The following is a 19,693-nucleotide window of genomic DNA, read 5'->3' as shown; positions in this document are numbered from 1 at the left end:
AAGCCCCCGCCGCATCGCCTTCAGCCGGTGGCGGCCGCCACGGCCGCGGGATCCTCGCCGGTCAGTTCCGCGATGCGCCGCAGGGGTACGCCGGCCGCCAGCGCCCGGGTGAGCAGCGCCTCCCGGCCCTCGGCGCAGTCGCGGTACGCCAGGAGCTCCTCCTCGATCCGGGTGACCGCCTCGGGCGCGGCCCGGTGACGCAGGCGGCTCAGTTCCTCGTCGCTGAGCGGAACCGGCAGCCGCTCCGCCTGCTCGGGAACGGCCGCCGTGTCCTCCGGGGGCAGCAGGCGCAGCCTGCCGGAGGCCGCCGTCACGCCGTGCGCGTCGAGCCACGCCCGTACGGCAGGGGTCTCCATGCAGGCGAGCTCTCCGACCGCGGCGGGCGGCACACCGAGCGGCCCGGCCGCCGCGTCGTCCAGCAGGAACAGATAGGCGTCGTCGGTCATGCGCGGCTCCTCACGGGGGAGTGGTGGGACGGATCACCGTCCCTCTACCCCGGCAGGGCCGGACCACCGCCCCGCTTGGCGGCCCGGTCGCGTGCCGTCAGCAGACGCCGTCGCCCGGCTTGGGGTTGCCCAGGCCGAACAGCGGGCGCAGCCTGAGCCCCACCCAGGTGCCGGCCAGCGCGAACGCGCCCCACAGCCAGCCGCTGAGGCTGCCCGAGGCGATGCCCGCCAGATAGGCGCCGATGTTGCAGCCGCCGGCCAGCCGGGCGCCGATGCCCATCAGCACACCGCCGAGCACCGACGCGAGGGCCGTGCGCCAGGGGATGCCGCGGTGCAGGGCCCAGGTGCCGCCGAGCGCGGCGGCGACCGCCGCGCCGAGCATGATGCCGATGTCGGTGAGGCTGGTCTTGTCGGCGAGGACCGGGCCCGCCAGCATCTCGGCGTTGCCGGGCCGCTGCCACCAGGTCCAGTTCTCGGGGTGGCCGCCGAGCGCGCCCACCAGTTCCGAGCCCCACAGGCTGAAGGCGCTGGTGACGCCCCAGGCGCCGCCGGACACCAGCAGGACGCCCGCGCCGAGCAGGGCCAGCGCCAGCGCGCCGGCGGCCAGCGGCCACGAGCCGCGGACGGCGCGGAGGGCCGCGCCGCGCGCCGAGGGCACGGGCCCGAGCGGCGGCGGGTTGCGGCGGGCCTGGACGCGTCGGCTGACCAGCACCACGAGCAGCAGCGCGGCGATGGTCACGGCCCAGGAGCCGAACCAGCCGACGTGGTCGGCGAGGACGACCGGCTCCCAGGCCGGCAGGTCCTTCCACAGGTCGTACTGCCAGGCGGCGAGCGTGGCGCCCGCGACGAACCCGCCGAGGGTCAGCAGGACCGAGGTCTGCCCCGAGCCGACGACATAGAGGGTGCCGGAGGCGCAGGCGCCGCCGAGCTGCATGCCGATCGCGAAGAGCACCGAGCCGACGATCAGGCCCACGCCGATCGACCCGGCGGACGGCGCCGGCTGCGAGCCGAACAGTCCGGTGCCGGTGCCGATGATCAGCGCGAACAGGGTGGCCGTGGTGCCGAGCAGCAGCGCGTGCGCACGCAGTCCGACGCCGTTGCCGACCGCGACCAGCTGCCGCCAGGCGGAGGTGAAGCCGAACCGGGAGTGGAAGAGGGCGACGCCCAGGCCGAGCCCCAGCAGGAGCAGCACGCCCGGCTTGGCGCCGTGCGCGGACCACACGTACGCGGTGAGGGCCACGGAGAGCAGCCCGGCCACGACGAGCGGCGCCCGCCGCACCGGGGGCAGGGGCGGTGCCTGTGGCCGGGGCGAGGAGGTGGGGGAGGGGGTGAACAGGGTGGCGGGCACGCGCGACGGCGCGGCCGGCCCGGCGGGTGGTGCGGTGGTCACGGAAGATCTCCGGGTGGTGCACGGGGGACGGCGGGCGGGGACAGCGGCGGCCGGAGGCGCGGCGGGCACGTCCGGCGCGGGGCTCAGCCGCGACAGAGGCCGTCGTCGACGCACCACGCCGAGTGCGCGAACAGCGCGCGGCACAGCGACGGGGCGGATGCAGACATGCGTACGAATATACGGAGCGGAGGGTTCCGGGCGCTGGCCCGTCTCGCCATGCGGATGGTGCGGTGAGACGACGGTGGGCGGCGGGCCGGCTCGCGCCGTGTCCGGTGGCCGTTTGCGGCCCCGGCCCCAGGGAACCCGCTCAGGCCTGCGACCACCCGGAGGTGTCGAGATGACCGGCCGGAAGAACGAGCATGGGGGCGGGTACGAGCGGGCGCGCAGCCCCGAGGAGCCGGGAGCCCACTCGGGCTCCGAGAGCCGGCCGCGGGACCGCACGGTCCCGGGCACGGCGAGCGCGAAGGAGGGCTACCAGCCGGGCCGCGGCACGGGGGCGGGGAAGCCCCTGGAGGGCCTCGAGACGAGAGAACGGGCCCTGCCGCAGCCGGTCGGCGGCGAGGACGTCGAGGAGGACACCGGCAGCGAGGGTGCCTGAGCCTTCCGGCGACTCGGTCCGCCGGTTCGGTCCGCCGGTCCGCGTCCGTTCGGTCCGCCGGTCCCCGTCCGTCAGTACGCGCCCGGTAGCACGCCCGGCATCGTCGGCATCGCCGACGGCGGAGTCACCCGTCGGCGATGGCGGGTGCGCCCAGGGCCTCGATCGCCGCGGAGCCGTGGCCGGCCGCCAGCAGGGGTGCGCGGATGTCCCGGTCGAGGTCGGGGAGGTGACCGAGCAGCACGTCGGCCGGTCCCTCGATGCGCAGGCCGCCCAGGGCGGCGGGCAGCAGCAGGCTTTCGGCGCGGCCCAGCCGCCGGGCCCCACCGGGGGTCATGACGGTGACGGGCGCTCCGGCGTTGCTGAGGACCAGCGCGGTGGTGAACGTGTGCGCCAGGGGCGCCGCGGTGCCGGCCCGCCACCGCTCCAGGGCGAAATGGGGGCCGGCGCACAGTACGGTCCGCTCCACGCCGTCGTCGACCGGCACGCTCAGCCCTGACCGGAAGTCGGGGCGGGACTCCGGCCGCCACTCGGCCAGGAGCCGCTCCAGATTGGTGTGCCACTCGTCATCGGTGATCGGGGAACCGTCCTCCATGCGATGACGCATGGCGTGCTGCTGGATGTCGGAGGTCTGTTCGATCTCGTAGACGAGGGTGCCGGGACCGAAGCTGTGCAGGGTGCCGCCCGGTACGTACAGGGTCTGTCCGGCGCGGACCGGCAGACGGCGCAGGACGGCGTCGAAGTCCTGGGCGAGCAGCGCCCTGTGCAGTGCCTCGCGGTCCACCCCCTTCTTCACACCCGCCAGCGCGGTGGCGCCGGGTGCGGCCTCGAGGATGTGCCAGGCCTCGGTCTTGCCGTTGGGCTGGTTCTCCAGTCGCCGGGCGGTGGCGTCGTCGGCGTGCAGGTGCACGGGCAGCGGCCCGGACGCGTCGATGAACTTGGTGAGGAGGGGAAAATGCGGTCCGCGCCATCCGCCGCCCATCAGTTCCTCGGGATGATCCGTGGCCAGCTGCCGCAGCGGCCGGCCGGCCAGCGGGCCGTCCACCACCCGTGCGCCGTCGCCGTCGACATCACTGACCTCCCAGGTCTCCGCCACGGGGCCGGCGGGCAGGCCGGTGCGTCCCCAACGGTCGGCGAGCACGCGGCCGCCGAAGACATGCTGCTTGACGGGGGTGGTCAGCCGCAGTGGGTACCAGTTCACGAAACGGGCCCTCCTGTCGCCGTGACTGCCGCGTGCAAGTACCCCTGGGCGCACCGGGCGAAAACGACAGCGAGGCGGGTCCGGGCCTCCGTGGGGTGGGCCCGGACCTCGTCCGCGGTCAGGTGCTCGGGATCAGCGGGGCTTCACCGGTCACGACGGATAGGGCAGCAGGCCGGCGTCGACCTTCTCCCAGCTCTGCTTGAGCTCGGCCAGCAGCCGGGGCTCGTCCGCGGCCCGGTCGGCCTGCTCCCGCTGGTCGTCCACCAGGTCGTAGAGGTGGTCGGTGCCGTCCTGCCCGCGGTAGTACTTCCACTTCCCGCGGCGCAGGGCGCGTTCGCCCCGGACCCGCCAGAACAGGTCGCGTTCGGGTACCTCCTCGCCGCGCAGCAGGTATCCGGCGAGGCTGACGCCGTCCAGCGGGTACGCGGGGTCCGGGCGGGTCCCGGCGATCTCCAGCAGCGTGGCCGTCCAGTCCGGCGTGCAGACCGGCTCATGACTGAATTGACCGCCGTCCAGCCGGGCCGGCCAGCGGACGATCGTCGGTATCCGGATGCCGCCCTCCTGGAGCGAGGACTTCTCCCCGGACAGCGGCCACTGGTACGAGAAGCGCTCGCCGCCGTTGTCGGATCCGAAGAACACCAGGGTGTCGCGCTCCTGCCCGGATGCGCGCAGGGCGTCCAGGACCTTGCCGACCGACCGGTCGAGGTCCTCGACCATCTGTGCGTACTTCTCCACCGAGCCGGCGTCACCGTGCCACAGCGCGCTCCGGTCGCCCGCCTTGATCCGTCTCTCGACCTCCGCGGCCTCCTCCTTGTCGCCGTCGGCGATCCACGGCCAGTGCGGCGTGGTGAAGTTGAGGTTGAGCAGCCAGGGGCGGTCGTGGTCGCGCCGTACGTACTCACTCGCCCGCTCGGTCAGGATGCGCGTGTAGTACCGCAGGTCCTTGTACTCGGCGTCCCCCTCGTACAGGTCGTACTCGCCGCCGAGACCCAGCTTCGAGTAGTACTCGAGCGCGCCGCCGAAGTTGCCGAAGAACTCGTCCCAGCCCGACTTGGTGGGCGAGTAGTCCGGCAGGTAGCCGCAGTGCCACTTGCCGATCAGTGCCGTGGCGTACCCGGCGTCGCGCAGCAGGGAGGCGAGTGTCGGGTGGGTCGGTTCGAGTCCGCGGGAGCGGTCGGCGATCGGCTCGGCGAGCCCGCCCTTCGTACGGCCGGGGAAGCGGCCGGTGTAGAGGCTGAAGCGGGTCGGGGAGCAGGTGGCGGAGCCGGAGTAGGCGTCGGTGAAGCGCACGCCCTGGCGGGCCAGCCGGTCCAGGTTCGGGGTGCTGATGTGCGGCGCTCCGTAGGAGGACAGGTCGGCCCAGCCGAGGTCGTCGCCGAGGATGAACAGGATGTTGGGGCGGCGCGCGTGCCGCCCCGTGGCGGCGCGGAACGGCGTCTCCCGCGGGCTGTCCGGACCGCCGGAGGCCGCGTGGGCGCCGGCGGCCGGAAGCCCGGCGGCGACAGTCGCCGCCCCGACGCCCACGACGCCGCCGAAAGCGCGTCGGGACAGGGGAGAGGAATCTTCGGAGGACGTGGACATGGTGCGCTCCTGAACGCGGCGCGGGCGCACAGGACCGTGTGTACAGGACGCGTCAGGGTACGAGGACGGGTCAGGACGACGGCATGGCGGGCCCGCGAGTACGGAAACGAAAGACAGGTGCGGCAGGGCGGCGGATGGTCAGGCGGCTGTGACCGCGCTGAGGGAGCCGTCGAGCCTCAGGGGACCGGGCAGCGCACGTGAGCCGCGCCGGCCGGCCGGAGAGCGTGAATGATCAGGAGGCGCAGCGACAGATGGCGCTCGCGACACGGACGAGATCGACGTGGCGGCGCTCCACGAGGGTGACCGTCGGGTCACTGAGGGGCTGCATGGATGTGAGCCTGACGGAGCCGGAAGTGGCTGTCAACAGTGATCCACATGACGGACGGCCTGGTCATCGCGGTGGTTGTGCCGTACGCGGGTCCGGCCGCCGTGCGAAAGGGTGCCGCTCGGCCGGCCCTCGGGACAGGTGTCGGCCGACTCGGTCCGCCGGGCGCGAAAACACGCCTTCGGCGCACGGGAACGGTCGTGTCCCCGTGTGCATTGGATAATGTGTCGGTCACGGCGAGTCACTGACTTCTGCGATCGAAAGCGGTTGAGCATGACGGTGGTGCAGAGGACGGGTCATCGGACAGCGGTGAACAATGACGCCCCTGTGCGGGCCATGGGTCACGCGTGATGGCGGCGCCGTCGATCACGCGCGCCGATGCCGCGGAGCCGCTCGCTTCGCCGGTCAATTCCCACAATGAATGGGACGCACTGGAGGAGATCGTCGTCGGGCGTCTCGACGGCGCGACGATTCCCTCCGGGCATCCGGTCGTGACCTGCAACATTCCGCCATGGGCGGCGCGTCTGCAGGGATTCGCCGCGGGATTCAGGTACCCGCGCGTGCTGGTGGACAGGGCGCAGCGCGAACTCGACGATTTCGTCGCTCTTCTGCGCTCCCTCGGTGTCACGGTCCGGCGCCCCGACGCGGTCGACCACAGGAAACGCTTCGGCACTCCCGACTGGTCGTCGCGCGGTTTCTGCAACACCTGTCCACGTGACAGCATGCTCGTGATCGGCGACGAGATCATCGAAACTCCGATGGCATGGCCGTGCCGGTATTTCGAGACGCATTCCTACCGGTCGCTCCTCAAGGACTACTTCCGGCGCGGCGCGCGCTGGACGGCGGCACCGAAGCCGCAGCTCACGGATGAGCTGTTCGAGCCGGATTTCCGTATTCCCGCGGCGGGTGAGCCGGTGCGCCACATCCTCACCGAGTTCGAGCCGGTGTTCGATGCGGCGGATTTCGTGCGCGCGGGACGCGATCTGTTCGTCACGCGCAGCAATGTCACCAATCGCATGGGCATCGAGTGGTTGCGCCGCCATCTCGGACCGGGCTATCGCATCCACGAGATCGAGAGCCGCTGCCGCACGCCCATGCACATCGACACGACATTCGTCCTTCTCTCGCCCGGCAAGGTGCTGGTCAATCCCGAATACATCGACGTCGACCGGCTGCCCGACATCCTGAGCTCGTGGGACGTCCTGATCGCCCCCGAACCGGACCGGATCGACGAACGTCTGCTCAAGCTCACCTCGATCTGCGGCAAGTGGCTCAGCATGAACATCCTCATGGTCGACGAGAAAAGGGTGATCGTGGAGCGGCATCACACCGGGATGCTGCGCGCGCTCGAGAAATGGGGATTCGAGACGATCCCGTGCGACCTGCTGCACTACGCGCCGTTCGGTGGCTCGTTCCACTGCGCGACGCTCGATGTCCGGCGTCGTGGCACGCTGGAGTCGTATTTCGATTGAGGCCGCCGGCGCAGCCCGGGCGGCCGTACCACGCACCTGCCTTCGGGCAGCAGCCGCAGCCGCCACGGCCGCCGCAGCAGGCAGCGGGCGGCAGTCCGGTGGGCGCGGTCTTCCTCGGGTTCTTCGTCTCGGTGGTCGTCTCGCTGATCTGCGGCGGCCTGATCCTGGCCACGTACGAGGACCAGACGGACACCGTGACCCGCACCCTCTATATGGTCCACGCGCTGCTCGACGGAGCCGTCGTCGGCGCCATGGCCGGCCTCGTGGGACGCCGCAGCAACGGCGCCCGGGCCGGCGCTGCCGTCATCGCCCCTGCTCGGCCTGGTGGTCGCCGCCGCCTGGGGTCTCGCGTACGCCGTCGGCAACAGGCGCGGCAGGGTCTGACCGCTTTCGCGGGTACCGGGGCGGGACCCTCCGGACCGGCGCTACAGTCCTCGTCGATATCGCTGGGCAGAGCCGGCTTCGGCCGCGAGGCCGTCCGGCCTCCGTGGGCGGCCGACGCAGGACAGAGGGAAACAGAGGGAACCCGATGCGCGCGGACGTGCGGCAGGTCGCCGACAACATCCACCTGGTACACGGCAGCAACACCAACTGGGTCATCCTGACCAAGGGCGACGCGGTGACACTGGTCGACACCGGGTACCCCGGGGACCGGCCCCAGCTCCTCCAGTCCCTTGCCGAGGTGGGCAGTTCACCGGAGCGCGTGGTCGCTGTGCTGATCACCCACGCCCACAACGACCACCTCGGGTCGGCCGAGTACCTGCGCGCCACCTACGGCACCCCCGTCCTCCTCCACGAGGCGGAAGTGCCGCACGCCCGCCGTGACTTCCTGCAGCAGGTCTCCATCGGCGCGGTGCTGCGCAACGGATGGCGGCCGGGCGTGCTGCCCTGGGCGCTGCACGTGGTCCGTTCCGGAGGCACGGCCCAGCTGCCGGTGGCCGAGCCGGCCCCCTTCCACGTGGCCGGGGCGCTCGACCTGCCCGGCCGGCCCGTACCGGTGCACACTCCTGGGCACACCGACGGGCACTGCGCCTACCACTTGCCCGAAGCCGGAGTGGTCATCTCCGGTGACGCGCTGGTGAGCGGCCATCCGACCGCACGGCTCAAGGGCCCGCAGCTGCTGCCCGACATGTTCCACCATGAGCGGTCCCGGGCGGTGGCCTCGCTGGACATCCTGGCGGGCCTCGACGGCGACGTACTGCTTCCCGGGCACGGCCCCGTCCACCGCGGCCCGGTGTCGGCAGCCGCCCGGCGGGCGCAGGAACTCGCGCGGGCGAGGACGGTGCCGGGCCGCTGATCGCAGCGCGGGGTTCGGGACCGGGCAGCGCGAGTCCGGCCGGCGCGTGTCCGGTTCGCGAACCGTCAGCCACGCCCTGGCCGGTGACTGAGGAAGTGTTGGCCCGGGGCGGTCAGGACGGTCCGCCCGGGGCCGGACCGCCGTCGGCCGCCGTGCGCTGACGCCGGTAGTGGCGGGCCGCCCGGGCGCGGTTGCCGCAGGACGGCTTGCACCATTCCTGCCGTCCATGGCTCTGGACGAAGTAGCGCACACAGCGGGGTGCGGTGCAGGCGCGCAGCCGGGTGCGCTGCGGGCCGCTCAGGAACTCGACGGCGGCGCGGGCCAGCGCCGCCAAGAACCGGACCTTCGGATCGTCTTCCGCCGACAGCAGCCGGGTCACGGGCGCCCCGTCGAGAGGCCAGTCCATCTGCGGGGCGACCGGTTCACGGGCGGCGACGGCGTTGAGGTGAGCCAACGCCTGGTCGGCCGGCATGAGCCGACGGGCGTCCGCGGGACTGGGCGGAGCGGGACTGACCGCCCGGGCGAACAGCGCCCGTACCGCCCGCCGCAACGCGACGATCTCCGTCCGCAGCTCTTCGTCCGCCGCGATGTCCCCGGCCGGGGCATGGCCGGCCGGCAGGTCGCTCTGCGCCCGGATCCAGCGGGTCGTGCCCTGGACCGTGGCGAGGTCGTCGGTGACGCCGCCGTCTCCGTCGTGGCGGATCGTGCTCGCCAGTTCCAGTGCCGGCCAGCGCTCCATCGGCGTCTCCTTCCCTGCCTCGTCGTCCACTGCTTGATCACACTCCCGGGCGCACCCTACAGTTCCTAACGGGAAAACGAGAACTTCCGTTAGAGAGTGAAGGTGGCCGGAGCCGCCACTGGAGGGGACGGGACATGACGATGTTGCTTGCCCAGATCAGCGACCTGCACCTGGACGGCAGCGAGAGAGCCACCCGGCGCGCCGTCCGCGTCATGGACTACTTGCGCGCCCTTCCCCGACCGGTCGACGCGGTCCTGGTCACCGGGGACATCGCCGATCACGGCGAGGAGGCCGAGTACGAGGAAGCGGCAGGCATCCTGGCAGCCCCCTTCCCGGTGCTCACCTGCCCCGGCAACCATGATGTGCGTTCCGCCTACCGCAAGGCCCTGCTCGGCGAGGCGCCCGGCCACGGGCCCGTCAACCGGATCCACCACATCGCCGGGACCGCCGTCCTGATGTGCGACTCGACCGTCCCCGGCCGCGACGAGGGGCGCCTCGACCCGGAGACGCTCGACTGGATCGGCACCCGACTCGCCGGGCTGCCCCAGGACACCCCCGCACTGATCGCCTTCCATCAGCCGCCGGTCGCGCTCCACCACCCGCTGCCCGACTCCTGCATGCTCGAACAGCCCGGAGAGCTGGCCGCCCTGCTGGAGGCGTACCCGCAGGTCGTCGCCGTCCTGACCGGACACGCCCACACGGCGGCCGCCTCCACCTTCGCCGGCCGTCCCCTGATCGTCGGACCGGCCGTCACCTGGACCCTGCGCATGCCCTGGGAGGGCGACCGCCCCGCGGACCGCGACCAGCCGCCCGGCCTCGCCTTCCACGTCCTGGGCGGCGACCGGCGCCTGACCACCCACTACCGGGTGGTGCTCTGATCGACGAAGTCGGTCACGAGCTTGACGAAGACGTCCTCCTGTTCGAAGAACGCCACATGGCCCGAGTCGATCTCGGCGTAGCCGCTGCCCGGGATCGCGGCGTGCAGAGCGCGGCTGTGCTCGACCGGGACCGTGATGTCCTGGGCACAGCCGATGACAAGGGTGGGGGCCCGGACGCGGGCGAGCAGCGGCCGGATGTCCACCTGGAGGTCGTAGGCGATGTGGCGCAGGGTGCCCGGCGTGGGCGGCATGTTGGGGATCAGGGCCTCGAACCGGTCGCGGCCGATGGAGTTGAGGAAATCCCGGCTGAAGCCGGTCATCGCCACGGCGCGGCCGAAGGAGGCGGGGTCGGTCGTGCCGAGGTCCCGCCAGAGGGTGAAGAGGCTGCGCAGGTACGCGTCGCCGTCGGTGTGCGCCCAGCCGGCCACCAGGACCAGCCGTCGTACGAGGTCGGGGCGGAGCGCCGCGACGGCGGCGGCGACCGTGGCGCCCATCGAGAAGCCCAGCAGGTCGGCCGGTCTGTCCGCCGCGTCCTCGATGACGGCGAGGACCTGCGCGGCGAGTCCTTCGGTGGTGAGGGGAGCACCGTCGTCGGTGGTGGCTTCGGTGCCCGACAGGTCGGGGGTGACGACGGTGCGGTGCGGGGTGAACCTGGGGGCGGTCTGCCCCCAGTTGACGGCGGCACCCGCCGATCCGGTGCCGTGGACCAGGACGAGCGCGGGGCCCGAGCCGGTCCGCTCGTAGTGGACCCGGGCGCCGTTGACGGTGACGGTGGCCATGGAGACGCTCCCTGGGGGTGTCGACTGCGGTGGCTGCCGGCCGGGGCGGTGCCGCTCCGGCCCGTCCCACAGTGCGGCCGGGGCGCAGGCGCCGGGAGAGCCTTCCCGACCCTGGGACCGGCAGTCCCTGGTTGAGCGAGGGGAGCTTTCGGCATGATGCTCGGCATGACGATCGACCGAGCCGGACTCGCCGACTTCTTGCGCCGTTCCCGGGAGCGGGTACGTCCGCGGGACGTGGGCCTGCCGGCCGGTCCCCGGCGCCGCACGCCGGGCCTGCGCCGGGAGGAGGTCGCCCAGCTCGCCGGCATGTCCGCCGACTACTACATCCGTCTGGAACAGGGCCGCGGCCCGCAGCCGTCACCCCAGATGCTCGCCGCGCTGGCCCGCGCCCTGCGCCTGAGCTCCGACGAACGCGACCATCTCCACGTCCTCGCGGGCCGCCGCCCGCCCGCGGGCCGGATCAGCGGCGACCATGTGAGTCCCGCGCTGCTGCACCTGCTGGACCGGCTGCCGGCCACACCGGTGCAGGTGCTCGGCGACCTCGGCGACGTCCTCGCCCAGAACGCCATGGCCGAGGCCCTGCTGGGCGGTGTGTGCACGGTGTCCGAACACGGGCGCAACGTGGTGTGGCGATGGTTCACCGACCCTGCCCAGCGCGCCGCGTACCCGGCCGACGAGCACGACCACTACAGCCGGCTGCACGTGGCCGACCTGAGGGCGGCCGTGGGCCGGCGCATGGGTGACCCCGTCGCGACGCGCCTGGTGGAACGGCTGCGGAAGGCCAGCGACGAGTTCGCCGGTCTCTGGGAACTGCACGAGGTAGCCGTACGACGGGCCTCACGCATGCGCCTCGTGCACCCGCTGATCGGCGAGATCGAGCTGGACTGCCAGGTGCTGCTCGCCCCGGAGGGCGACCAGCGTGTGGTCCTGTGCACCCCGCCCGCGGGCAGTGGCACCGCCGAACGGCTCGCCCTGCTGGGTGTCGTGGGCAACGGCCAGTTCGGCGCGACCGGCTGACGGTCCGTCAGATGCTCTCCCACCACGGTGGTGTCCCTGCGCATGACCACGCCCCGGTCGCCGGCCCGGCGCACCGCCGGGACGTCGCGCGCAGGGGTACGGCACGGCCCGGGCACCGCTCGTACGAGGTGCCCGGGCCGTGCCGTCAGGTGTCCCGGTGACGGGTGGGGCCGTGGTGCGGCCCGCGGCTCACCGCCGGTCCGCCACCTCGAACGTCATCGTCTCGGTGAACCGGCGGCCGTAGGAGTCGGTCGCCGTCACCTCGGCCCGGTGCGTGCCCGTCCTGAGTCCGGCGGGCAGCTCCAGCCGCCACAGGTGCATCGACCGGTCGGCGACGCTGCCACCGTTGACGAGCTGCTGGGCGACGGCGACCGGGTCGGACCACTCCGGCCCGACCAGCTGGTCCTCACCCCGCGCCCGCTGGGTGCGCACGGCCTTGCGCGCCTTGCCGCCGTCGATGCTGACCTCGACGGAGGAACCGGTGGATCCCATGAAGAAGTTGGTGGTCAGCCAGGTGGTGCCGGCGAGGTCGTCGCGGGTGACGACGCCGGTGTCGGCGAGCTCCGGGGCCGCACCCTCCTTGGTCTTGTTCCACGCCTGGCGCTCCACGTACCAGTCCCGGTACGTCGGCGAGTTGACGCCGAGCTGCATCTGGAAGTCGTCGTCCCGCCCGGTGACGGTGAAACGCTCCTTGAACCGGTTGCCGTTCACGTTCAGCGTCAGCGCACCCGGCAGAGCGCCGTCACGGCCGACGGCGACCGGGTAGCCGTTCTCGGTCAGCTGCCCGGAGTACCAGTCACCGGCGATGGCACCGGCCGTGATGTGCGGGAAGGGCAGGCCGTCGATGCCGAAGATGTCCTTCCAGCCCTTGAACAGGTCACCGGTCTTCATGTTCTCGACGCTGTGGGTGTGACCCGCCACGGCGACCGCCTTGCGGCCCTTCAGCAGCTCGTAGACCTCAAGCAGCTCGTCCGTCTGGTGCCGGGGGCTGCCCTCGTCGGCGAAGGTCAGCAGCGGGATGTGGCTCGCCACGACGACCAGCTTGTTCTTCGGCACCCGGGCCAGGTCCGCCTTCAGCCAGGCCAGCTGCCGCTCGCCGAGCCGCCCGTTGTACGCGGGGCTGTTCTCCGGGTCGTTGCACTCGGGGTGCTTGCCGTCCGCGTTGTCGACGTCCGGGGTGCACGGGTAGCGCACGGTGTTGAGGGCGACCACGTGGGTGCGGCCGGCGTCGTACGAGTAGTACGTCGGGGCCAGGTGCTGACGGAAGGTGTCGAAGGAGTGCTCGGCGGTCTCGGCGTCGTAGTCGAGGTCGTGGTTGCCGGGCAGGAAGCGCACCGGGCCGTTGAGTTCCTTGGTCAGGCCCTTGACGTCCGGGTAGAGGGACAGGTCGTCGCCGACCACGTCACCGATGAACAGCGGGCCGCAGCCCTGGTGGTCGTCGCGCTTCGACAGGTCGGCGATGGCACCGGCGCGCGCGTAGCCGACCTCCTTCTTGTTGTACGTCTGGAGGTCGCCCGCGATGACGCAGTTCTGCTGCATGGAGGCGGTCGCCCTGCTCTTCACCAGCGGGAAGTTGACGGCCTTCGGCAGGGGCCCGGTCGGCTCGATGCCGCCGTAGCGCAGCTCGGGGGAACCGGCGGGCAGGTGGTTGTAGTGGAACTGGGCGACGTTGCTGTCGTCGACGGGCACCTGGTAGCCGGCGGGCTGGGTGATGAAGACGGTCATGTTGTCGAACGCGGGCAGCTCGTAGCGGCCCTGGCGGTCGGTGGTCACGACGTCACGGCCGTTGGAGACCTGCACGCCCGCCACACCGCGGTCGCGGCCGCCGCGGCTGCTGCTGTCGCGGTCGCTGTCGAGGAACACCCGGCCCTCGATCACCGGCCGGCCGTCGTCCGTGGTCTTCTTCTCCGTACTGTCACCGTCGGCCGGAACGACCTCGATGTGGCCGCGGTACGCGGTCTCGTCCCAGTCGGCACCGCGGGCGGCGGACGCGGACGCGGTCGTCGTCGCGGCGGCGGTGGCGGACGGGGCGGCGGACGCGGCGGCCTGCACCGTCAGGGCGAGGGCGGTCGAACCCGCGAGGGCCGTCGCGCCGAGCGCGACGATCCCGGCACGGGTGCGTCCGAAGCGGGGGCGGGACAGGGGCATTGCTGTGGCACCTCCGTAGTTCCGGCAGGTGGAACACCGGCCCAGGTCGGCCGACGGCAGTGAGACTGTCCACCGGAGTTGAATGGCGGGCGAGGAGCAGCTGAAGCATAGAGGGACAGACAGCGCTCACCGGGCTTCACGGGGCGGATGATACGTAACCGGACATGGAGGGGGGCGGAGCCACGGCGCCGGACAGGGCCGAACGCGAAGCCACGGCACGGACGCGGAGGAGCACGCGGTCACGACACCGAACGGACGGCTGCGTCCCGGCGCCGGAACCGGGCAGCCGCAGAGCATGGAGTCCCTGCCGCGCTACACGTTGTCCGCCACCACCCTCGACGCGCCGAACGCCCACGAACTCGCGCGCTTCTACCGGGCTCTGCTCGGCTGGCCGACGAAGAAGGAGGAACCGGGCTGGGCCGAGATCGCACCGCCCGACGGCACGGCCGGGCTGTCCTTCCAGACCGAACCGCGGTTCACCCGCCCACGATGGCCCACCGGCCCGTCCGGGCAGCAGATGATGATGCACCTGGACATCGAGGTGGACGACCTGACGGCAGGTGTCGAGCACGCCCTCGCCCTGGGCGCGACGCTCGCGGACCTCCAGCCCCAGGACGACGTACGCGTCCTGTACGACCCGGTGGGCCACCCGTTCTGCCTCTGGGTGCCCACCGGGCCGGGTGCCCGACCGGCGTCGGACACCTGAGGTCAGGCCTTCCCGTCGGCCTCCCGGGCCGCGCGCTCCAGCCGGTTCCGGTAGTTCTCCCACCACGCCGCGTCGCCCGGCACCATGTTGTCCCGGCCCTCGTTCATCCCGACGGCGCCGTCGATGAGTTCCCGGACGATGTCGGCGTGGCCGGCGTGCCGGTGCGTGTCGGCTATCACGCGCACCACTGCGTGGTGCAACGTCACCTCGTTCTTGCCGCTCGGCCACCACGGCACCCTGCCGACCGTGTCCAGCGGCAGCGCGTCGATCGTCGCGTCCGCGTGTGCCCACGCCCGGCGGTAGAGCCCCACGATCTCCTCGCGCGACTCGTCGGCGGTGGCCCACATGTCCGCGTTGGACTCGGCGCCGTCCTCGATCCAGGGCAGCGGCTCGCCGGACGGCCGCCCGAAGACGTCACCGAGATAGCCCAACTCCACACTGGCGACGTGCTTCACCATGCCCAGGAGGTTGGTGCCGGTCGGCGTCATCGGGCGGCGGATGTCGTACTCCGAGAGCCCTTCGAGCTTCCACAGCAGGGCGTCGCGGGCGGACTGCAGGTAGAAGTGGAGGTCGGCCTTGGGATCAGTAGGGGTCATGGCGTCAGTCTGCCGCTCGCGTGATCTCTGTCCACCGCTTTTGCACATCGGCTCAGTGCGGGGCTCAGGGCCGGGCAGCTCCGACACCGCTGACCCAGACACGCAAGGGCGCGCTCTCCCGCCCGGCTCCGGTCCCCTCACTGTCCGTCAGGAACTCCTCCACGACCGGCTCGAGATCCCCGGAAGGCACGTAGCCGCCACCGAACGGCAACGCGTCCGGGGGCACCGACCCGGTCGAGCAACGGAGCTGCCCGGCCTGTGGGTCGTGCCATACGTAGAACGTCGCCACTCCGACGAAGCCTTGCTCACGGATGCGGTCCCGGATGACGGAAGCGGTCCGCTCGAAGGCGGCCACCACGTCGGGGACGGACAACGACCTGCGGTCCCGCTCCTCCGCACTCAGCCACCAGGTGTTGGCGTCCCACTCCACCCGCCGGTCGGCCGGCTCCAGGACCAGGGGCTCGTGCGCGACCTCGGCGATCCGTCTCAGCAGCACGACAGCACTTCACGATGCCGATCGGCGCCGGCTCAGAAGCCGTCGCGCCACCGCATGTGTCCCGGCCGTCGCCGCCATGGCGAGCGCCAGTCCCTGGACGGCGCCACGCGGCCGGGAGGGGCGCAGCACCCCGGCTCCGCGCAGTCGGCCGCGGGCCCACACCGTGAAGGGGATGACCACCAGCGGGGACGTGACCGCACCCGGCGTGTATCCGCGGACGGCCGCCGCCTGAGCCAGGTGCACCAGCGCATGCAGGCCGAACCCGTTGAGTGCCCCTTGGTAGAAGCGGGAACGTCCACCGGTACGGTGCCCAGCGGCAGCGGCGGCGGCGACCACCAGGCCCATCCCCGCGACAGCCGTGGTGAACTCACGCCCGTCGATGGACTCCAGCCGCTGCCACAGCCGCTCCGGTACCTGCGGCAAGCGTCCCCGCAGCTCCGGAACCCGGCTGCGCGTCCAGCCCGGCACCGTGGCCACCTCCTCCAGGTCGTGCACCGCCCACGCGGCCAGCAGCCCTAAGGTCACACCGGCACCGACGCCCCCGTGACCATTGACCGCCCCGCCACCCGTCTTGTCGCCCGGCTCATGTCCGTTCATGGACAGGAAGGATGCCAGTACGCACAGGTCCGTCGCCCGGTGCCCCCGCCCGTGAGGAGGGCGCCGGGACCGTACGGCTCAGTGGCGCAGCTGCTCCGGCGTGACGAGGGGCGGGGTGACGGTCAGTGGGTCGGGGGCGGCCTGCTGCCGGCGCTGAGGGGCGGACGGGGTGGCCGACGCCGACGGGAACACGCCGGTGAGCGCCCCGATCGCGTAGTCGTTGAGCGCCTCCCCGATGGGATCCGGCAGCGGGACGTTGTTCTCGTCGTATCGCTGGTACTTCATCAGGTTGAAGCCCAGGGCCACCTGCCGGCGGCCGTCCTCGCTGGACATCGCCCAGGTGCCGGCCCCGAAGACGGCTCCGTCATGACCCCAGTACCAGTCGCCGTCGGGCATCTGCTGGGTGTAGATGCCGAGGCCGTAGCGGGCCAGGGCCTCCTCGCCCGGGGGCGTTTCGTACATCGGGACGGTGGTCTTCATGGCGCGCAGCTCGTCGGCGCCGAGCAGCTTCCCGCCGAGCAACTGGCGGTAGAAGTCGTTGAGGTCCTGCATCGTCGAGACCATCGCCCCGGCCGTACCGGCCCAGGACATGTCGTAGACGCTGTAGTCGCGGGCCGGGTCGATATAGCCGTACATCGACTCGTACATCTTCGCGTGCGGTCCGGAGATACGGGGAGAGTCCGGGAAGTAGGTGTGCCGCAGCCCGGCCTTACGGATCACCTGCCGGGTGATGTAGTCCTCGGCGTCCTGGCCGGTGACCTTCTCCAGCAGCAGCCCGGCGATGACGTAGTTGGTGTTGGAGTAGGCGTACGTGCCGCGCTCCGCGACCGGCTGGGCGGCGAGGCCGAACCGGACCAGTTCCTCGGGTTCCCAGTGCTTGAAGCGGCCTTCGTCGAGCGCCTTGCCGGGGTCGTCGGTGGCGAGGGCGGGGAAGGCGCCCAGTATGTGGTCGCCGATGCCGCTGGTGTGGTTGAGCAACATCCGGACCGTCACCTCGCGGCCGCGTTCGCCCGGTATGAGGTCGGGCAGGTAGCGGCCGACGGGCGCGTCGAGGTCGATGCGCCCGCGGTCGGCCTGCTGGAGGACGGCCACCGCGGTGAAGGTCTTGGTGATGCTGCCGATCCGGTGCTCGAAGTCCGGCCGCACCGGCCGCCCGGTGTCCACGTCGGCGACCCCGGCGGCCCCCCGCCACTGCGCGCCGCCGTCGCGGACCGCCGAGAAGGCGCCGTACATCCCGGCGTCGTGGAACGCCTCCAGCGACTCGCGGAGGGCCTTGCGGTCGAGGCCGCCGGTCAGGGACGACGCCGCCGTGGACGTGCTGGATGTGCTGGACGTGCCGGCCGCGACGGACGGCTGGGACGCCGCCTGCGCCGGTACCGCCGCGACCGCCAGCGAGAGGACGGCGGTCGCGGCGGCTGTGGCCAGGTGGAATCTCTTCCGCGCCGGAGGGTGGACGGTGCTCGGGCGGGCGAGGCGCACGGGCGGTCACTCCTGTCTCGCTCGGTGCCGCACACTTCGGTGTGTGCATGGGGCACCCATCCTGGTCGCGAGACCGGTGGCGGCCCTCCTCCCACAGAAGGATCCTGTGCACGGAAACACATGACACTTGTCAGGCGTACGCCACGACAGGGTGGGTCACAGGGTGAGGCCCGCCCCGTGGGGGAAGACGGGGTCCACCGTGTCGTTGGGGACGTCGGGGCGGGAGGCCGCCACCGCCTCCATGGACCGGGGGAGTTCGAACGGCAGGCGCCCCTCCGGCCTGGCCCGGCCGAACACCACGTCGAGCAGCGCGGCGTCGCTCGCACCGTAGTCGGCGATCAGCGCGGCGGCCCGCTCCGCGATCTCCGGGATGACCGCGGCCCGTTCCAGGTTGATGCAGACGACCGTCGGGACGGTGTCGAGGAGGTCGAGGACCGGCTTCAGCTCCTCCTCGGGGAAGGTGAGGGGGCCGGAGTGGAAGAAGGACTCGAACTTGTTGGCGCGGTGCTCGTAGGGGGTGCGCAGGCGGAGGATCGCCAGGTCCGCGTCGGCGGCGTCCGTGACCACCCGCCCGTACTCGCCGGCCACCTCCTCGCGGACGTTCTCGACGTACAGCTTCGGCCGTGCGGTCGCGGTCGCGGTCACCGGCAGGGTCCGGTCGGTGTTGGTGAGCAGGGTCAGCGAGCGGCGCTGGGCCCGCGCGCCGGCCTCCCGGAAGTCGGCGCGGCCGACGGTCTCGGCCGCCGCGTCCACGTCGACGTACGGGTCGTCGAACAGACCGAGGACGAACTTCTCGCGCAGGATCCGCCGCAACGACGCGTCGAGACGGTACTCCGGGACGCGGCCCGACTCGACCAGTTCCACCACGAGTTCGGGGCAGGCCTCGCCGCCGAACTGGTCGCACCCCGCCGCCAGCACCCGCGCCACCTTGTCGATCTCCGGGAGGGACTCCAGGCCCCAGGCCCGCGCCGGGTGCACCTCGCCGAAGATGGCGGCGTCGGTGATGAGGCCCCAGTCGGTGCAGACGATGCCGTCGAAGCCGAGCCGGTCACGGAGCAGCCCCTGGACGACGCCCTGGTTGAGACCGAAGCCGACCTCCTCCCAGTCGGTGCCGATCGGCTGGCCGTAGGACGGCATCATCTGCGCGCATCCCGCGGCGATCGCCGCCTTGAAGGGCTCCAGGTGCAGATCGCGCATGCCTCCCGGGTAGACCTGCTCCTTGCCGTGCGGGAAGTGCGGATCCTCGCCGTCCTGCTGCGGACCGCCGCCGGGGAAGTGCTTGACCATGGCGGACACCGAGTGCCTGCCCAGCCGGTCGCCCTGCAGCCCGCGCACATACGCGCGGACGAGCCGCGAGGCGAGGGCCGCGTCCGAGCCGAACGTGCCGCTCTGGCGGGACCAGCGGGGCTCCGTCGCCAGGTCGATCTGCGGGTGCAGGGCGACCCGGAACCCCACGGCCAGGTACTCGCGCCGTACCGTGTCCGCGAACTCGTACACCAGCTCCGGGTCGCCCAGCGCCGCCAGGCCCAGCGGCTCGGGCCAGGCCGAGAACGCTCCCGCGTTGAAGGAGGTGCCGACGTTGTCGGTGAAGGCGTGACGCGGGTCCGTGGAGAGGGTCACCGGGATGCCGAGGCGGGTGTCCGCCGCCATCGCCTGGAGGGTGTTCTGCCAGCGGGCCATGGCGGCGGGCTCGTAGGTGCCCAGCAGGTTGAAGTGGGTCAGGTACTGGCCGTGCAGCATGTGGGTGGTGTCCAGCTCCACCATGCCCGGGTCGCCCTTCTCGACCGTTGCGCCGTCCGGCTTCATGGCGAGCATGGTGTGGAAGAGCTGGCCCGCCTTCTCGGCGACCGTCATACGGGTCAGGAGGTCCTCGACCCGCTGCTCGACCGGGAGTTCGGGGTTCTGGTAGGGGTGACCCTCGTTGCGTACTGCGGGACGGGACTTCATCACT

Annotated in this window: 19 protein-coding genes; 6 read left to right on the top strand and 13 right to left on the bottom strand. The window is 72.2% G+C overall.

Annotated features, from left to right (window positions below):
- Positions 1-20: 20 nt before the first annotated feature.
- Positions 21-446 carry a DUF6003 family protein gene (locus tag IE242_RS08100; protein ID WP_189856841.1) on the bottom strand — a complete coding sequence of 142 codons (426 nt, stop codon included), beginning with the start codon at positions 444-446 and terminating at the stop codon, positions 21-23.
- A 97-nt stretch (positions 447-543) separates the two neighbouring features.
- Positions 544-1,836 carry a YeeE/YedE family protein gene (locus tag IE242_RS08095; RefSeq protein WP_189856839.1) on the bottom strand — a complete coding sequence of 431 codons (1,293 nt, stop codon included), beginning with the start codon at positions 1,834-1,836 and terminating at the stop codon, positions 544-546.
- Between the two features lie 337 nt (positions 1,837-2,173).
- On the opposite strand from IE242_RS08095, the gene IE242_RS08090 reads away from it, so the two are divergent.
- Complete coding sequence (locus tag IE242_RS08090; RefSeq protein WP_189856837.1) at positions 2,174-2,434, top strand: hypothetical protein; 261 nt, start codon at positions 2,174-2,176, stop codon at positions 2,432-2,434.
- Between the two features lie 124 nt (positions 2,435-2,558).
- On the opposite strand, the gene IE242_RS08085 is transcribed toward IE242_RS08090, so the two are convergent.
- The 3 genes from IE242_RS08085 to IE242_RS39090 all read right to left on the bottom strand — a co-directional run bounded on the left by IE242_RS08085 (position 2,559) and on the right by IE242_RS39090 (position 5,541).
- Positions 2,559-3,632, bottom strand: a complete 1,074-nt coding sequence (locus IE242_RS08085; RefSeq protein WP_189856835.1) for a type I phosphomannose isomerase catalytic subunit — start codon at positions 3,630-3,632, stop codon at positions 2,559-2,561.
- Between the two features lie 150 nt (positions 3,633-3,782).
- On the bottom strand, positions 3,783-5,213 hold the full coding sequence (locus IE242_RS08080) for a sulfatase family protein (protein ID WP_189856833.1): 1,431 nt from the start codon (positions 5,211-5,213) through the stop codon (positions 3,783-3,785).
- A 232-nt stretch (positions 5,214-5,445) separates the two neighbouring features.
- Positions 5,446-5,541 (bottom strand): putative leader peptide, encoded by a 96-nt coding sequence (locus IE242_RS39090; protein ID WP_373299479.1) that lies wholly within the window; start codon positions 5,539-5,541, stop codon positions 5,446-5,448.
- 347 nt (positions 5,542-5,888) lie between these two features.
- Here IE242_RS39090 and IE242_RS08075 point away from each other — a divergent pair, with 347 nt between their 5' ends.
- Positions 5,889-7,010, top strand: coding sequence for an amidinotransferase (locus IE242_RS08075; protein ID WP_189857545.1), 1,122 nt, complete (start codon positions 5,889-5,891; stop codon positions 7,008-7,010).
- A gap of 529 nt (positions 7,011-7,539) precedes the next feature.
- Positions 7,540-8,307 carry an MBL fold metallo-hydrolase gene (locus tag IE242_RS08070; RefSeq protein ID WP_189856831.1) on the top strand — a complete coding sequence of 256 codons (768 nt, stop codon included), beginning with the start codon at positions 7,540-7,542 and terminating at the stop codon, positions 8,305-8,307.
- Between the two features lie 112 nt (positions 8,308-8,419).
- On the opposite strand, the gene IE242_RS08065 is transcribed toward IE242_RS08070, so the two are convergent.
- Positions 8,420-9,046, bottom strand: coding sequence for a CGNR zinc finger domain-containing protein (locus IE242_RS08065; RefSeq protein ID WP_189856829.1), 627 nt, complete (start codon positions 9,044-9,046; stop codon positions 8,420-8,422).
- A gap of 140 nt (positions 9,047-9,186) precedes the next feature.
- Here IE242_RS08065 and IE242_RS08060 point away from each other — a divergent pair, with 140 nt between their 5' ends.
- Positions 9,187-9,924: a metallophosphoesterase gene (locus tag IE242_RS08060; protein ID WP_373299494.1), complete on the top strand. Its 738-nt coding sequence runs from the start codon at positions 9,187-9,189 to the stop codon at positions 9,922-9,924.
- Here the strand turns inward: IE242_RS08060 and IE242_RS08055 are convergent.
- Positions 9,906-10,703, bottom strand: coding sequence for an alpha/beta fold hydrolase (locus tag IE242_RS08055; RefSeq protein WP_189856825.1), 798 nt, complete (start codon positions 10,701-10,703; stop codon positions 9,906-9,908). The two genes, IE242_RS08060 and IE242_RS08055, sit on opposite strands and share 19 nt — an antisense overlap.
- A gap of 156 nt (positions 10,704-10,859) precedes the next feature.
- On the opposite strand from IE242_RS08055, the gene IE242_RS08050 reads away from it, so the two are divergent.
- Positions 10,860-11,720 (top strand): helix-turn-helix transcriptional regulator, encoded by an 861-nt coding sequence (locus IE242_RS08050; protein WP_189857543.1) that lies wholly within the window; start codon positions 10,860-10,862, stop codon positions 11,718-11,720.
- Positions 11,721-11,909: 189 nt separating this feature from the next.
- Here the strand turns inward: IE242_RS08050 and IE242_RS08045 are convergent, their stop codons facing one another.
- The gene (locus IE242_RS08045) at positions 11,910-13,868 is read right to left on the bottom strand and encodes a calcineurin-like phosphoesterase C-terminal domain-containing protein (RefSeq protein ID WP_189856823.1); all 1,959 of its coding nucleotides are present in this window, start codon (positions 13,866-13,868) and stop codon (positions 11,910-11,912) included.
- Between the two features lie 295 nt (positions 13,869-14,163).
- On the opposite strand from IE242_RS08045, the gene IE242_RS08040 reads away from it, so the two are divergent.
- Positions 14,164-14,574 (top strand): VOC family protein, encoded by a 411-nt coding sequence (locus tag IE242_RS08040; protein ID WP_189856821.1) that lies wholly within the window; start codon positions 14,164-14,166, stop codon positions 14,572-14,574.
- 2 nt (positions 14,575-14,576) lie between these two features.
- Here IE242_RS08040 and IE242_RS08035 read toward each other — a convergent pair whose 3' ends face one another.
- The 5 genes from IE242_RS08035 to IE242_RS08015 all read right to left on the bottom strand — a co-directional run bounded on the left by IE242_RS08035 (position 14,577) and on the right by IE242_RS08015 (position 19,689).
- The gene (locus tag IE242_RS08035) at positions 14,577-15,170 is read right to left on the bottom strand and encodes a DinB family protein (protein ID WP_189856819.1); all 594 of its coding nucleotides are present in this window, start codon (positions 15,168-15,170) and stop codon (positions 14,577-14,579) included.
- Between the two features lie 64 nt (positions 15,171-15,234).
- Entirely contained in the window at positions 15,235-15,666 is a 432-nt protein-coding gene (locus IE242_RS08030; protein WP_229858452.1) for a hypothetical protein, read from the bottom strand.
- A gap of 9 nt (positions 15,667-15,675) precedes the next feature.
- The gene (locus tag IE242_RS08025; RefSeq protein ID WP_189856817.1) at positions 15,676-16,263 is read right to left on the bottom strand and encodes an HXXEE domain-containing protein; all 588 of its coding nucleotides are present in this window, start codon (positions 16,261-16,263) and stop codon (positions 15,676-15,678) included.
- Positions 16,264-16,341: 78 nt separating this feature from the next.
- Positions 16,342-17,742, bottom strand: coding sequence for a serine hydrolase domain-containing protein (locus IE242_RS08020; RefSeq protein ID WP_229858449.1), 1,401 nt, complete (start codon positions 17,740-17,742; stop codon positions 16,342-16,344).
- A 156-nt stretch (positions 17,743-17,898) separates the two neighbouring features.
- Positions 17,899-19,689, bottom strand: coding sequence for a glycoside hydrolase family 3 protein (locus tag IE242_RS08015; protein ID WP_189856815.1), 1,791 nt, complete (start codon positions 19,687-19,689; stop codon positions 17,899-17,901).
- Positions 19,690-19,693 lie beyond the last annotated feature (4 nt).

Origin of the sequence: Streptomyces poonensis (assembly GCF_014650915.1) — a bacterium.
Lineage (GTDB): Bacteria > Actinomycetota > Actinomycetes > Streptomycetales > Streptomycetaceae > Streptomyces > Streptomyces poonensis.
The sequence above is the reverse complement of the archived record's forward strand: the minus strand, read 5'-3'. Positions and strand labels throughout refer to the sequence as shown.

Bases quoted from the DNA above. Each gene is read 5' to 3' on its own strand.
- IE242_RS08100 (WP_189856841.1), bottom strand. From the start codon at position 446: ATGACCGACGACGCCTATCTGTTCCTGCTGGACGACGCGGCGGCCGGG.
- IE242_RS08090 (WP_189856837.1), top strand. From the start codon at position 2,174: ATGACCGGCCGGAAGAACGAGCATGGGGGCGGGTACGAGCGGGCGCGC.
- IE242_RS08080 (WP_189856833.1), bottom strand. From the start codon at position 5,213: ATGTCCACGTCCTCCGAAGATTCCTCTCCCCTGTCCCGACGCGCTTTC.
- IE242_RS39090 (WP_373299479.1), bottom strand. From the start codon at position 5,541: ATGCAGCCCCTCAGTGACCCGACGGTCACCCTCGTGGAGCGCCGCCAC.
- IE242_RS08075 (WP_189857545.1), top strand. From the start codon at position 5,889: ATGGCGGCGCCGTCGATCACGCGCGCCGATGCCGCGGAGCCGCTCGCT.
- IE242_RS08070 (WP_189856831.1), top strand. From the start codon at position 7,540: ATGCGCGCGGACGTGCGGCAGGTCGCCGACAACATCCACCTGGTACAC.
- IE242_RS08065 (WP_189856829.1), bottom strand. From the start codon at position 9,046: ATGGAGCGCTGGCCGGCACTGGAACTGGCGAGCACGATCCGCCACGAC.
- IE242_RS08060 (WP_373299494.1), top strand. From the start codon at position 9,187: ATGTTGCTTGCCCAGATCAGCGACCTGCACCTGGACGGCAGCGAGAGA.
- IE242_RS08055 (WP_189856825.1), bottom strand. From the start codon at position 10,703: ATGGCCACCGTCACCGTCAACGGCGCCCGGGTCCACTACGAGCGGACC.
- IE242_RS08050 (WP_189857543.1), top strand. From the start codon at position 10,860: ATGCTCGGCATGACGATCGACCGAGCCGGACTCGCCGACTTCTTGCGC.
- IE242_RS08045 (WP_189856823.1), bottom strand. From the start codon at position 13,868: ATGCCCCTGTCCCGCCCCCGCTTCGGACGCACCCGTGCCGGGATCGTC.
- IE242_RS08040 (WP_189856821.1), top strand. From the start codon at position 14,164: ATGGAGTCCCTGCCGCGCTACACGTTGTCCGCCACCACCCTCGACGCG.
- IE242_RS08035 (WP_189856819.1), bottom strand. From the start codon at position 15,170: ATGACCCCTACTGATCCCAAGGCCGACCTCCACTTCTACCTGCAGTCC.
- IE242_RS08025 (WP_189856817.1), bottom strand. From the start codon at position 16,263: ATGAACGGACATGAGCCGGGCGACAAGACGGGTGGCGGGGCGGTCAAT.
- IE242_RS08015 (WP_189856815.1), bottom strand. From the start codon at position 19,689: ATGAAGTCCCGTCCCGCAGTACGCAACGAGGGTCACCCCTACCAGAAC.